This is a genomic window from Brevibacillus sp. SYP-B805 (assembly GCF_011059135.1).
Classification (GTDB): Bacteria; Bacillota; Bacilli; order Brevibacillales; family Brevibacillaceae; genus Brevibacillus_F.
The window spans coordinates 25,136-38,909 of record NZ_JAALGD010000010.1; the positions used below are offsets into that span (position 1 = coordinate 25,136).

At 52.8% G+C, this 13,774-nt stretch carries 15 protein-coding genes; 13 read left to right on the forward strand and 2 right to left on the reverse strand.

Translation table 11 applies throughout. From position 1 onward, the window contains the following. Positions 1–19: 19 nt before the first annotated feature. Positions 20–1,306 carry an adenylosuccinate synthase gene (locus G3578_RS13125; RefSeq protein WP_165213390.1) on the forward strand — a complete coding sequence of 429 codons (1,287 nt, stop codon included), beginning with the start codon at positions 20–22 and terminating at the stop codon, positions 1,304–1,306. A 152-nt stretch (positions 1,307–1,458) separates the two neighbouring features. After that, entirely contained in the window at positions 1,459–1,671 is a 213-nt protein-coding gene (locus G3578_RS13130) for a hypothetical protein (RefSeq protein ID WP_165213392.1), read from the forward strand. A 162-nt stretch (positions 1,672–1,833) separates the two neighbouring features. Here G3578_RS13130 and G3578_RS13135 read toward each other — a convergent pair whose 3' ends face one another. Next, positions 1,834–2,205 carry a hypothetical protein gene (locus G3578_RS13135; protein WP_165213394.1) on the reverse strand — a complete coding sequence of 124 codons (372 nt, stop codon included), beginning with the start codon at positions 2,203–2,205 and terminating at the stop codon, positions 1,834–1,836. Positions 2,206–2,513: 308 nt separating this feature from the next. Between G3578_RS13135 and G3578_RS13140 the strand changes: the two genes are divergently transcribed. The 6 genes from G3578_RS13140 (at position 2,514) to G3578_RS13165 (ending at position 9,660) form a co-directional block, all read left to right on the forward strand. Then, positions 2,514–4,010 carry a LysM peptidoglycan-binding domain-containing M23 family metallopeptidase gene (locus G3578_RS13140; RefSeq protein ID WP_165213396.1) on the forward strand — a complete coding sequence of 499 codons (1,497 nt, stop codon included), beginning with the start codon at positions 2,514–2,516 and terminating at the stop codon, positions 4,008–4,010. A gap of 130 nt (positions 4,011–4,140) precedes the next feature. Continuing rightward, entirely contained in the window at positions 4,141–4,845 is a 705-nt protein-coding gene (gene yycF / locus G3578_RS13145) for a response regulator YycF (RefSeq protein ID WP_165213533.1), read from the forward strand. Then, positions 4,845–6,680, forward strand: a complete 1,836-nt coding sequence (gene walK / locus G3578_RS13150) for a cell wall metabolism sensor histidine kinase WalK (protein ID WP_165213398.1) — start codon at positions 4,845–4,847, stop codon at positions 6,678–6,680. The genes yycF and walK overlap by 1 nt, the downstream gene beginning before the upstream one ends. Next, entirely contained in the window at positions 6,677–8,062 is a 1,386-nt protein-coding gene (locus G3578_RS13155; protein WP_165213400.1) for a YycH family regulatory protein, read from the forward strand. The genes walK and G3578_RS13155 overlap by 4 nt, the downstream gene beginning before the upstream one ends. After that, a complete protein-coding gene (locus G3578_RS13160; protein ID WP_165213402.1) occupies positions 8,049–8,840 on the forward strand; it encodes a two-component system regulatory protein YycI in 792 nt (263 codons plus the stop codon). The genes G3578_RS13155 and G3578_RS13160 overlap by 14 nt, the downstream gene beginning before the upstream one ends. 31 nt (positions 8,841–8,871) lie before the next feature. Beyond that, complete coding sequence (locus G3578_RS13165) at positions 8,872–9,660, forward strand: MBL fold metallo-hydrolase (protein ID WP_165213404.1); 789 nt, start codon at positions 8,872–8,874, stop codon at positions 9,658–9,660. On the opposite strand, the gene G3578_RS13170 is transcribed toward G3578_RS13165, so the two are convergent. After that, complete coding sequence (locus tag G3578_RS13170; protein ID WP_165213340.1) at positions 9,655–9,909, reverse strand: hypothetical protein; 255 nt, start codon at positions 9,907–9,909, stop codon at positions 9,655–9,657. The two genes, G3578_RS13165 and G3578_RS13170, sit on opposite strands and share 6 nt — an antisense overlap. 215 nt (positions 9,910–10,124) lie before the next feature. On the opposite strand from G3578_RS13170, the gene G3578_RS13175 reads away from it, so the two are divergent. From G3578_RS13175 to G3578_RS21400, 5 genes are all read left to right on the forward strand, one after another. Further along, positions 10,125–11,363, forward strand: coding sequence for a S1C family serine protease (locus G3578_RS13175; protein ID WP_165213406.1), 1,239 nt, complete (start codon positions 10,125–10,127; stop codon positions 11,361–11,363). Between the two features lie 85 nt (positions 11,364–11,448). Further along, positions 11,449–11,679, forward strand: a complete 231-nt coding sequence (locus tag G3578_RS13180) for a CxxH/CxxC protein (protein ID WP_165213408.1) — start codon at positions 11,449–11,451, stop codon at positions 11,677–11,679. Between the two features lie 2 nt (positions 11,680–11,681). Beyond that, positions 11,682–12,161, forward strand: a complete 480-nt coding sequence (rlmH, locus tag G3578_RS13185; protein ID WP_165213410.1) for a 23S rRNA (pseudouridine(1915)-N(3))-methyltransferase RlmH — start codon at positions 11,682–11,684, stop codon at positions 12,159–12,161. Positions 12,162–12,463: 302 nt separating this feature from the next. Beyond that, positions 12,464–12,958 carry a DUF3800 domain-containing protein gene (locus G3578_RS13190; protein ID WP_165213412.1) on the forward strand — a complete coding sequence of 165 codons (495 nt, stop codon included), beginning with the start codon at positions 12,464–12,466 and terminating at the stop codon, positions 12,956–12,958. After that, on the forward strand, positions 12,928–13,245 hold the full coding sequence (locus tag G3578_RS21400) for a hypothetical protein (protein ID WP_481752744.1): 318 nt from the start codon (positions 12,928–12,930) through the stop codon (positions 13,243–13,245). The genes G3578_RS13190 and G3578_RS21400 overlap by 31 nt, the downstream gene beginning before the upstream one ends. Positions 13,246–13,774 lie beyond the last annotated feature (529 nt).

Genomic DNA, 13,774 nt, shown 5'->3' on the forward strand with positions numbered 1-13,774 from the left:
GGTCAGGAGGTGTTTTTCGATGTCAACAGTCGTTGTCGTCGGAACCCAATGGGGCGATGAAGGAAAAGGAAAAATTACGGATTATCTGGCTGAAAGTGCGGAAGTGGTGGCCCGCTATCAAGGGGGCAACAACGCCGGACACACGATTATTTTCAATGGAAACAAGTATAAACTTCACCTGATTCCCTCGGGGATCTTTTATAAAGATAAAACCTGCGTGATCGGCAACGGGATGGTTGTGGATCCGAAAGCCTTGGTAGCGGAATTGGATTACCTCCATGGTTTTGGATTCTCGACCAAAAACCTGAAGATCAGCAACCGCGCTCATGTCATCATGCCTTACCACATCAAGCTGGATGGGGTGGAGGAGGAGAGCAAGGGGGCGAACAAGATCGGGACGACGCGCAAGGGTATCGGTCCCGCTTACATGGATAAGGCGGCCCGTGTGGGGATCCGCATCGCCGACCTTTTGGATCCGGAAGAATTTGAGCGTAAATTGGCGCGCAACCTGGCTGAGAAGAACCGCATCCTGGAGAAGCTGTACAATACCACCGGTTTTGAATTGAAGGAAATCCTGGAAGAGTATCTGGGCTATGCCGAGATTATCCGTCCTTACGTGGCGGACACTTCCGTAGTGCTGAATGATGCCATTGACCGCGGCAGCCGTGTCCTGTTCGAAGGAGCGCAGGGGGTCATGCTGGACATCGACCAGGGGACCTATCCCTATGTCACCTCCTCCAACCCGATTGCGGGCGGTGTCACCATCGGTTCCGGTGTCGGCCCGACCAAGATCCATCAGGTCATCGGCGTAGCCAAGGCATACACCACGCGGGTGGGGGATGGTCCGTTCCCGACAGAGCTGCATGACGAGATCGGCAACCACATCCGGGAAGTGGGCTTCGAGTACGGCACCACGACAGGCCGCCCTCGCCGGATTGGCTGGTTCGACAGCGTCGTCGTTCGCCATGCCCGTCGGGTAAGCGGGATCACCGGACTGGCGATCACCAAGCTGGATACCTTGTCGGGTCTGGATACCCTGCGCATTTGCACCGCTTACAAATACAACGGCACCGTGATCGAAGAATTCCCGGCCAACCTGAACATCCTTGCCAAATGTGAACCGGTTTATGAAGAGCTGCCGGGTTGGAAGGAAGACATTACCGGCGTGCGCAGCATCAATGACCTGCCGGAAAACGCGCGCCACTATATCGAACGCATCACGCAGCTGACGGGGATTCCGCTCTCCATCTTCTCCGTCGGTCCGGATCGTGAGCAAACCAATGTCGTACGCGGCATCTACGCATAACCCGCATCGGCAAAAGGCTGTCGAGCTTCTGACTCGACAGCCTTTTTGTATGGCAAGCCGGCAAAAAAAAAAAATCGGAGGTGGACATTCACCAACCGACACCTTCTGGGCATATGGTATCCCATAACAAAACGAAAACGAGGTGCAGCACGATGGGGTTTGATCAAAAAGCGATGAAACTGATTGGCAAGAAGGTAGAGGTAAAGATGTACAACGGGTTGATCATCAGTGGAACGATGTCGCACTGCAACAAAGGGTACATTTGCTTCATTACCAATTATAAGACGCAGGATCAGGAAAAGACCACCATTCGTCGACTGGCGCTGAAAGATATCACATCCATGGTTGAGGTAACCCGCAAATAATGCCACGAAAAGTGCTTGAAAGCGCGAAAGCGGCAAAGGAAGGTGGGGGCCCTGCTGACAACAGCAAGGGCCCCCGCTCGGTACAGCGTAAGCTTACGCCGAGTGGGTGGAGCGTAAGGAATCGCCGAGTGATGAAACTTCGCTTACGTCGTCGGGCTCATTTTACGCTTCACCGCCGCAGGAGCGGATGATCCGGACCGCTTCGTCGCCCCGCTCTTCCGGCACGACACAGGTGAGCAGCACGCTTCGGCCGACCGAATCTTGGCCACCGTCGGACATGCCGCTTGCGGCCGGATCGGCGGCGGCGAGGATGCCGGCGTCACGGCCGCTGGGGAAGTTGGCACCGAGAGTCAGGTTGCCCAGCGACGAAAAATCGCTGGTGATCGGGTTCATCACATGCTGGACCCCGCCCCCCGGATATTGTCCGATCACGTCGACGCTTACCGTCTCAAACCCGGCCTGTTTTAATTGATCCGCCGCTTTTTCGGCATCGTCGAGCATGCGAAAACCGGCAAGGATATTGCGTTCCTTCAAGAAAAGTCCTCCTTGGCTGCATAAATGTTGGCAAATCATTGTCCATATTATGACACTTCGTCAGATATTTTATTCGACGGCAATTTACTCTTGATGATGTTGCTTTTTTTATGGTAAAGTCGATATAGTTGGTTTCACTAGGCAATTTGGCAGATTGCTGGGAAAAATGCAGAATGGTTCTATCATTCCGATTTTGGAATATTCTGCGAGTACTGAAAAATTTTGTTTTTTGACAGAATCATGCTTGATTCTGCATGAAAAGCTTTCCCCACAAGCTTTTCATCATTTTTTTTCAGGAGGGGTAAGACATGCAATGGGCCGAATGGAAAGCCTGGATACAGCAACGAATGGTGCCGCTCATCCAACGTGGCCGTTTACAAGCCGGAAAGATCGCCACCCAAGCATGGAATTTCGTTCTTGCACATAAAAAACAATCGGCTGTCGCTGTGGGAGCCATTCTTGTGCTCACTTCCGCCAGCGCATACGCCGAATACTATTATGAGAGCAATATCATCCCGATCTATCATGTCATCGTCAATGGCAAAGAGATCGGTGTCGTCAGCAGTCCCGATGTCATACATAACTGGGCAGCTGCCAAGCTCGAAGCGGAGAAGGCAAAGAACGGGCTGGATTTCAAATTTACCGATTACATCACTTTCCAGGAGGAACGCGTCTATAAAGGGAAGTACGACAACGCGGCGGCGATTGCTGCCTTGTCGGATATCGCCAGCATCAAGGTAAATGCGGTCAAAATCGTCGTGAATGGCGAAGTAATCGGGTACGCGCCTGATCAAAAGACCGCCGAGGGCGTCATGAACAGGCTGAAGGAAAAATTCTCCGGCCTGCCTGTCACAGGGAAGGTTCAGGCTGTAGCCGCCTCAACCGCGGCTCCGGTATCAAAAGCAAGCATGCTCAAGCAGGTTCGTTTCAAGGAAGACGTCAAGCTTGAAAGCGACACGGTGCCAGCCGCACAGGTGCTGACAGCGGACAAGCTGTCGGAACTGTTGAGCAAAGGCACGTTGAAGCAAGTGATCCATACGGTGCAGGAAGGCGACTGCATTACGTGCATCGCGCAGAAATATGGCATTACTTCGCAAGACATTTATGCCAACAATCCGGGAATCACGGAAAATACGGTTCTGCAGTTGGGACAGCAGATCAACGTGACCGCTATCCGTCCGCTCGTCACGGTACAGGTTGTGGAAGAAGCATCGCAGGAGGAGACGATCGATTACGCCGTCCAAACGCGTAATAACGCTCAGCTCCCCCAAGGCGACACCAAAGTGGTTCAGGAGGGCAGAGAAGGGAAAAAGCTTGTCCGCTACCAGATCATTAAGGAAAATGGACAAGTTGTCGAACGGAAAGTGCTGGATCAAAAAGTCCTTGTCGCCCCGGTTTCCAAGATTATCGAGCGCGGAACCAAGGTGATTCCCTCCCGTGGGACAGGCCGCCTGAGTTGGCCTGCACGCGGGTACATCAGCAGCGGATTCGGCATGCGGTGGGGAAGACTGCATGCAGGGATAGACATTGCCGGTTCCGGGTCCATCCGCGCCGCAGACAACGGACGGGTTATTTTGGCCGGATGGCACGGCGACTACGGTAACTGTGTCATTATCGATCACGGCAACGGGCTGCAGACCCTTTACGGGCACATGCGATCCATCAGCGTCCATGAAGGCCAGGTTGTCGCCAAAGGGAAGGTTTTGGGTGTCATGGGATCGACCGGTGATTCCACCGGTGTCCATTTGCACTTTGAAGTGCGAAAAGGCGGTCGCCCTATGAACCCGCTGCGTTTCCTGAACTAAGTGAAATCATGCATCGCAAGGCCTCCCCGCTTGGCCGGGGACGGCCTTTTCTATTTTTTGCCAGCGTTCTCGGGGGCAGGAAAACCGGCGAACGGAGTGGAACTGTATGGAGATAGAAGGGGTGAGCGTGATGACCAAACTCCTGGTCGTAGACGATGAAAGACCAATTGCCGACATCTTAAAGTTTACGTTTGAAAAGGAAGGATACCAGGTCATTTGCGCGTATGACGGCGAAGAAGCGCTGGAGATGGTGAAGGAAGAGAAACCTGACTTGATCCTGCTGGATGTGATGCTTCCCGGTAAAGACGGGATGGAGGTATGCAGAACGGTTCGCCAGACCCATGATGTGCCGATTATCATGCTGACGGCAAAAGATTCCGAACTGGACAAGGTTCTCGGCTTGGAGCTGGGGGCCGATGATTACGTCACGAAGCCGTTCAGCGCCAGAGAATTGGTGGCGCGGGTAAAAGCGCAGCTGCGCAGGCAGAAGCCGAAAGCCGAAATACAGGCAGAGCACATCATGCGTGTGCATGAACTGGAAATCGATCTGCATTCCTATACCGTACAAAAACATGGGGAACCCCTTGACCTCACTCACCGGGAGTTTGAACTGCTGGTCTATTTGACGCGCCATCAGGGACAGGTGATGACGCGCGAACATTTGCTGCAGGCGGTATGGGGGTTTGACTATTTTGGCGATGTGCGGACGGTCGATGTAACCATCCGCCGCTTGCGTGAAAAAATTGAAGATGATCCGAGTGATCCGAAGTATATCATCACGCGCCGTGGTCTCGGGTATGCCCTGAAGAATCCGGCGCAGGGGGGAAGCTTGTGATGCCCCGTACGCGCCTGTTCAAGACCGTCCAGTGGAAACTGGTCGTCATGTACATGCTGCTGATTTTGATTGCGATGCAGTTTATCGGGGCGTATTTTTCCCGCGAGGTGGAGAGCTACTACACCAACACGTTTACCGAAACGCTGAATACGCAGGCATCGCTGTTATCCACCCATTTGGAGCGCTCCCTGCGCAATCAGCGGGACGGGAAGGAGCAGTCCACCGACGAGATGAGGGATGAGATCCACTATCTGCTCAACAATTTGGTCATGCCCAATGGAGCCAAGGTGCAGGTGATTGATCAAAACGGCTATGTGATCGGCACGACAGAGATTGACCAGAGCGTGATCGGACAGCGGACGACACAGCCGGAGGTCACGATCGCCCTGTTGGGGACCCGAAACGAATCGCTGCGCATCGACCCGCGTACGGGCAACCGGGTAAAGATTCTGGCCGTGCCGGTCAAAGCCGACAACATCATTTACGGGGCCGTTTATATGATGGCTTCCATGGAAGAGATGTACACCACCATTCAAAAAATCACCAATATTCTGGCCACCGGGACGGGGATCGCCCTGTTGTTTACGGCGGGATTGGGGGTCGTGCTGGCGCGCACCATTACCATTCCCGTCAAAGAGATGACCCGGCAGGCCCAGGCGGTTGCCAACGGCGATTTTAACCGGGCGGTCCGGATCAATGGGGATGACGAAATCGGACAGCTTGGCCAGGCCTTCAACTACATGACAGCACGCTTGCGGGAAGCGATTTTGCAGCAGGAAGAGGAAAGAGAGAAGCTGGCCGGTATCTTAAGCAACATGAGCGACGGCGTGATCGCGGCCAACCGGGACGGCCAGATCATCCTGCTGAACCGCTCGGCGGAAGAGATGCTGCAGGTCAAGATGGCGGACGTGCTGGCACAAGGGAAAACCCTGCACGATCTGCTCAAGCTGCCGCCGGAAGAGGAAATGCCATTGTTTGAAGAGGCGAAACCGCTTCTGATCGAGATGATGCTGGCCAACCGGGAAGTGGTGATGCTGCGGGTAACCTTCACGGAATTGCGGCATGACAGCGGGAAAAAGGGCGGGATCATCGCCGTGCTGCAGGATGTAACGGAACAGGCCCGGCTGGAACAGCAGCGCCGCGAGTTCGTCGCCAATGTGTCGCATGAGCTGCGCACCCCGCTCACGACCATCAAAAGCTATGTAGAGGCCCTGCTTGATGGAGCGATGGAAGAGAAAGAGATTGCCAGCCGCTTTTTGCAGGTGACGATGAGCGAGACGGAGCGCATGATTCGGCTGGTGAATGACTTGCTGCAGCTCTCCCGCTTTGATTCCCAAGGCATCCGGCTGCGCTGCAAAAATATCGATCTGAACGAACTGCTCCTTTATGCGGCCGAACGTTTCTCCATGCTAAGCGAGCAGCAGGGGGTCTGCTTTACGTTGGAGACCACGGGGGATCTGCCGCTGGTTCATGCCGATCAGGACGCGATCAATCAGGTGCTGGACAACTTGCTCTCCAATGCGATCAAGTACACCCCAGGCGGTGGAGCGGTTACGCTGAAAACCGAGGTGAACGAGCGAAAGGGAAGGGTGTACATCTCGGTCAGCGATACCGGCATTGGCATTCCGAGCCGCGATCTGAAACGGATTTTTGAGCGTTTTTACCGGGTGGACAAAGCGCGCTCCCGTGAAAAAGGCGGCACCGGCCTGGGATTGGCGATCGCCCGCGAACTGGTGCAGGCGCACGGCGCGGATATTGAGATCACCAGCGAATGGAATGAAGGAACGACCGTGACGTTCTGGCTGCCGGTGGCGAAGGGAGAGGAAGTGGCATGAACCAGTGGCTCGAATCCGCGAAAACGGTGGTCTTGAATCTGCTGATTCTTATCAGCTTCGTTCTTACTTCCGCCCTTTGGAACAACCAACCGCAGTTCCAGGTGATTGAACCGTCGGCTTACGTGAAATCAAAGCCCGTCCCAACCCGCAAGATGGAAGAGCTTGTGACACCGGAATCGATTATGTTTCATTATGGAAATGACAGACATACGAAAACCTACACCAACAACGGGAATTTCTATTACCGCCAGATCAGCGAAGAGATGAAGAAATGGTACTTTACCAATCCGGTCAGTTATCCGCTCACCGAAGAGATGTGGGAAGAGCTGATGCATAAACGGCAGGGGCTGGAACTGATGTTTCATTCCGAAGTGCCCATGACGGTGATCAGCCAGCTGTTTATGATCAACGGCGACATCAATGACCAAATGAAGGGTATCGACAGGCTTTGGCTGTATTACGACGAGGAAGAAAACGTCGTGTACGCTTTGTTCATTTCTACCAACGACAAGCAGGTGTTTCGCGCCGGAACGGCGATCAGCCCCAAGGATTTGCTGGAGTATTACCTGCCGCTTGGCAACCGGCTGCCCGAACAGATCATGAAAGCCACCCGAACGACAACCGACTCGGAATATCCCCGTTTGAAAAGACCGTTCTGGGAGATCTACTATCTGCCGAAAGAACCGCAAAAAATCACGAAATACCTGTACAATTACCTGCTGGTTACGGAGGATGAACTGATCGATGCCTACTTCCTCGATCCTTCCCTGGTCAGGCGCATCGACGAACGGGACAGGACGGTCATTTTCACGGATGGGAGCCGTTCGATCCAGTTCCAGCAGGATCAGCAATTCATTACGTATACGGATCCGGCGTTTCAGCAGGGGCGGCAGGACTTGTCCAGCGACGAGAAGATCCGGGACGCGATCGCCTTCATCAACAAGCATCTCGGGTGGACGGATGATTACCGTTTTGACAGGATTAGGGAAAGTGAAGAGGGGGGCGAGGTGATCACCTTCCGGCAGTACCTGGGGCCATATCCGCTGGTAAGCGTCAACGGACAGCATCTGGATACGATCACCGTGATGTCGGAAGACGGTCAAATCGTGACGATTAACCGATCGTTGATTGATCTGGACAAATACATCAGCAATCAGGAATGGGTGGTCATGTCGGGGCCGGAGCTGTTCGAGTACCTACGAAACAACCGGATCGTCGATACCAGCCAAATCAAAAACGCCTATCTGGCTTACCAGGCGCAAGTCCACCAGGGGTATGTGGAATTGACGCCGGCCTGGGTGGTAGAGGTGCGCAACCAGCCGGATATTGTCGTCACAGCCCGGTCCGCGCAGGAAGGGGGAAAAGGAAATGGATTGGAGTAGGGCGAAAACGATTCTGATCTGGGCCTTTCTCTTCCTGGACCTGTTCCTCGGTTATCAGGTATATATGCTGCGGACAGAGCAGTGGCAGGGGGCGGAAGCGGTGCAGGGCAGCAAATGGGATATCGAGCTGTATCTGAAGCAGCAGCATATCGCCCTGCAGGCAGAGGTGCCGCAGGAGACGCCGGAAATGACGTACGTCAATGTGGAAAATTACGGCTTCAATGCGCCTGCTCTGCAGAATGTACAGGGCATCAAGGTTACCTTGGAGAACGACCGGTCCGCCATCATAGCACAGCTGAAACCGCCCATCCCCCTCGACAAACAGTCCGACCCGGATGATCTGTTGCGCCAGCTCAACCGTTTCTTGCTTTATGCGGATCAGTACCGCGCCGATGCGTACCAGACCAGCAGGCAGCGGATCCGGTATTGGCAGCTTCACGGGAATTATCCCATTTTCAACGCACCCTTGGATGTGCTGACGGATAACAACCAGATTACAGGGTATACCCAAACCTATTTTCACATCCGCAGCCAAGGGTCCGCCCGCGGGGTCATCTCGGCCTACACGGCGCTCCGGTCGCTGGTAGAGAAGCAGACCATATTGCCGGGAGAAAGAATCGAAAGCGTCACACTGGGCTATTTCGGTTATCATTATGATGCGGATATTCAGGTGCTGGCACCGGTGTGGCGTGTCATTCATAACGGCAGGACGGATTATATCAACGGTTTTACCGGGGCAATTGAGAGACCGCTGGATACAAGAAAGGTGACACCATAAACATATTTTGGAGAGAAGAAGGAGTTGCAGCATGAGATTTAGCGTATTGGCGAGCGGCAGTACCGGCAACGCCATCTATATTGAAACGGACCGCACCGCGCTGTTGATCGACGTGGGCATTACGGGCAAACAGGCGGAAGCGGCGCTGGAAGAAATCGGTGCCAAGGCTGCCAACCTGAAAGCGATTCTGGTGACTCATGAGCATGTGGATCATATCAAAGGGATCGGTGTGATGGCCCGCCGCTACAACATTCCGATCTATGCCAACCCCAAGACCTGGGCGGAGTTGGACGGGCAGATCGGCGCGATCCAGGAGCATCAGCGGCGGTTTTTTGAAGTGGGAGAAATTCGCGAATTCGAGGATTTGACGGTCGAGTCGTTCGGGATTTCCCACGATGCGGCGGAGCCCATGGGCTTCTGCTTTTTCCACGGCAACAAGAAGCTGAGCGTGGCGACCGATCTCGGTTATGTGAGCGACCGGATCAAGGAGACCATTCGGGGTGCGGATGCGTATATCTTTGAGGCCAATCATGATGTCGAGATGCTGCGTATGTCGCAGTACCCCTGGAGCATCAAGCGCCGGATCTTGAGCGATGTCGGCCACCTTTCCAATGAGGCGGCGGGGGAAGCGTTGAGCGATTTTCTGCAGGGGCGGGCGGAGCGCGTCTTTCTCGCCCATCTGAGCAAGGAGAACAACATGATGGAACTGGCCCGGCTCACCGTGAAGAATATTCTGGAGGAGAAAGGCCTCAGCGTGGGCGACGATGTACATCTGAGAGAGACCTACCCGCATCGGCCTACGAGACTGGAGGAATTATAGGGGAACCCCATGATCGTTGAGCCCGGTTTGGGGATCCCGGTCGTACTCCACCAGCTCCATCCGGTGATTGATGTCGGCATCGATCGCACGCGCTCTGGAGAGAAGCTCGTCCTTTGACATGACGCCTTTTTGAATCAACAATTCCATGATGGCATGCAGTACCACGGTATTCTGGCAGGCAATCTCTTGCAGATCGGCCAGCTTCGCGATCAGGTTCACTTCCTGCAGGGGAGAGAATCGCGATCTCATTGCGATCAGCCCTTTCTCTATGGATCGTCTGTTAACCTAGATTTTCCTTTTTCTACCATGTTTATGCCGATCGGAGCAGGGGATTCCACAAGCTTTCCATATTTCTCACGCTACTTTCCCGAAAGCGATTCGTATACTAAAAAGGGAAGACGGCAACAAGTATATCCGGCCGTGAAAGCTGTAAACATAGGTAAGAGAGAAAGGAGAGTGGAATCATGGGTTTCTATGATGATGACATTTATGAAATGGAACGGAAGAGACAGCGTGAATCTGGCAAGGGCAGGCTGATCCTGACCTCGATTACGTCGGCGGTGATTGGGGGAATGGTCGTGCTGCTGATGCTGCCGGCCCTCTCCAAGACAGGGTATATTTCCATGGTGGAACCCAACACCGCGAATGCGATGAATAATGCGGCAAGTACGAGCGTCGTGGCACAGCCCGTCTCCGTCAGCGTGTATACGGCCACCGTCCGCGCGGTGGAAAAAGTGGAGAACGCCGTGGTGGGCGTCATCAATATCCGCCGGGTGGTCAACTGGTTCAACAACAGCGAGCAGGCCGTGGAAAGCGGAGAAGGCTCCGGCGTCATCTTCGAAAAGAAAAACGGCAAGGCGCACATCATTACCAACTATCACGTGATCGACCAGGCGGAAAAGGTGCAGGTGGCGCTGCCGAGTGGGGAAAAGGTCGACGCCAAGGTTCTGGGGTATGACGCGTTCACCGACATGGCTGTCCTGGAAATCGACGGCTCCAAAGTCACCACCGTGGCTGAGCTGGGCGATTCCGACGCGCTGAAAGTAGGAGAACCGGCCATCGCCATCGGGAACCCGCTGGGACTGAAATTCTCCCGCACGGTTACCCAAGGGATCATCAGCTCGCTGAACCGGTCCATGCCGATCGACGTGGACAACAACGGCCAGGACGATTGGGAGCTGGACGTTCTGCAGACAGACGCGGCCATCAACCCGGGGAACAGCGGGGGCGCGCTGGTCAATATCTACGGGCAGGTCATCGGGATCAACAGCATGAAGATCGCCAAAGAAGGCGTGGAAGGTCTGGGCTTCGCCATTCCGATCAATGACGTGAAGAAGATCGTCGGCGAATTGATGCAGCACGGCAGACTGCAGCGGGCCTATCTCGGAATCTCCCCGTACGATCTCGTCAACGTGCCGCGCTACCACTGGAAGGAAACGCTCCATCTGCCGGATGACGTACAGGCCGGCGTCGTGATCATGAACGATGTGGATCCCTTCACACCGGCAGGTAAAGCGGGCCTGCGCCAATATGATGTCATCACCAAACTGGATGGCCAGACCATTGAAAATGCGGCCCAACTGCGCAAATACCTGACCCTGAACAAGAAACCGGGAGAAAGCGTGGTCGTCACCTTCTACCGGGATGGCTTCAAGAAGACGGCAACGGTCAAGCTGGCTTCCGACCCGAACAGCGGCAGATAAGCAGCAAGAGGCGCTATGAACGGCGCCTCTTTCTTTTTTTCTTCACTTGGGTAGAATAAGAGAGGATGTATGACCGGAAAGGAGCATGAACCAATTGCGGATTCAAGGAAAAGAACTGCCCATCTACCCGGAACACCCGGTCCGTGTGGTCTGCCTGGAGCATCTGGAGCGGGAGCTGGACGATTACGTGGATAAATATGAAGTGGCGCCGGATACCTTTGCGCTGAGCGAGGTGGACGAGCCTGGGCTCAGCCACAGTTGTATGGTTTGCGGGGCGGAAGGCAAGATCGTGCTGCTGCATGTGAAAGGGATGTAGGGATGCAAATCTCGATTGTGACCGTGGGCAAGCTGAAGGAGAAGTATTTGAAAGACGGAGTGGAGGAATACAGCAAACGCCTGTCCGCTTACTGCAAGCTGCAGATCATCGAGGTAAGCGATGAAAAGGCCCCGGAAGAACTGAGCGCCACGGAGATGGAACAGGTGAAACGGAAAGAAGGCGAGCGGATTCTCGCCCATCTCAAGCCGGACCAGCATGTGATCGCGCTGGCGATAGAGGGACAGATGTGGTCGTCGGAGAAGCTGTCGAGTGAGCTGGATCGTCTCGCCACCTATGGAAAAAGCCAGGTTGCTTTTGTGATAGGCGGCTCCTTGGGGCTGTCTGCGGAAGTGTTGAAGCGGGCGGATGTGCTGCTGTCGTTTTCCAAGATGACGTTTCCCCATCAGTTGGTGAGATTGATCTTGCTGGAGCAGGTTTATCGGGCGTTTAAGATTAGTAGGGGTGAACCGTATCATAAATAGCGGAAAATTTTTGTGTGGGGAGGGGGTGGAAGCCTCTACATATTGATTATGTGTGATGGTTTTGCTGTTGTTCAATTAACAAGAGTGGCATGTTCGGGCGTAATTTTACTAGGACAAGAGGGTAAGTTGGAAGAGTAAGCGACGCGTTCTCTTTTTCCCCTTTTTAGTCTACTTTTTAATCTTTATCGTCAGCCTCAATGGATTAGAGGTAAAATGTTTAGCAGCCTCTAAGCGAAGATTGTCGTATGTCTTGTAGAATTTGCTCGCAAGTTGCTATAATGGGTAGGAGATTGAAGATTTAGGTGTTAGGGGCCAATACTATGTACCTAGTTTATGTAGATGAGAGCGGAGATATTGGTTTAACAGGATCACCTACTCCTTATTTTGTACTAAGTGCATTTGTAGTGCATGAATCACAATGGAGAAGATTTTTGGATGATGTTATTCAGTTCCGTATTTATATGAGGGATTTCTACGGTCTCAAGTTGAGAGAAGAGATTCATGCTGCAAACTTTTTTGCAAAGCCCGGGAAGTTGGCTCGGATACCTAAACATAACAGACTTCAAATTTGTAAGAGAGCAATAGATTTCCAAGAACATCTAGGTTACATCAATTTAGTTAATGTTGTCGTAAGTAAACAGGGAAAGCCACCAACATTTGATGTTTTTGAAACGGCTTGGAATCGTTTGATACAAAGGATCGATAACACCATACAATATGGTAATTTCCCCGATGGTAATGGTAGAGGGGGGATAAGGCAATTATTATCCCTGATCAGACAGACAATAAAAAATTAACCAGATTAGTCAGAAGAATGAGGCGGTATAATCCAGTGCCTAACATGGGGGCACCCGGCTATAGGATGTTACAAACTAACCTCATTGTTGAGGATCCTTACTTCAAGGATTCTGCAAGCTCTTTCATTCATCAACTTGTCGATGTTAATGCTTATTTTCTTTACCAAATGCATTGTCCAAACTCCTACATTCGATCTAAATCGGCACAAAACTACTTTAAAAGGTATAACAATGCACTTTGTAAAGTTGCTTCCCGAAATAACCCTTATGGTATTGTTTATATATAGAAAACAAAAAATAAAAAGGCCCAGTATGGGCCGGTGGGAGCCTACTACCGAGACTTGCTCGGGTTCAGTTCCAACTCAATTGTACTTGAATAATATTGGAATGTCAAAAGGCAAAAAAACACTTTGATTACAGCTTGTCCTAAGGCCACCTTTTCTGGTGGCTAAATTTGCTATCAAGGAAAACTTGCCGTTACAGACAGCGCGGAGAACCGTATCACAAGTGATCGTAAAGTGGAAGTTTGAAATAGTGCTTGAAAGGCAGCCGCTCGTACATGGAATACCTATCGTCTAGTCTCTATCACCGTATCGCCGCTCGAAGAAGGGCAAACGTGCCGCTGTGGCTGTCCCCCATCGCATCTTGACGACTGTTTACCATCTCTCATGGGGTCAGTATCAACGCCTTAACCCTTGCTAGAAGCCGGGTTAAGGCGTTGATTTTGCGTGTTTTCAGACCTTCGCAGACGGCCTTCCCATCATTACCAGCTCTTAAATGGATTATCCCCATCAGATTATAGTAGATATTTGAATC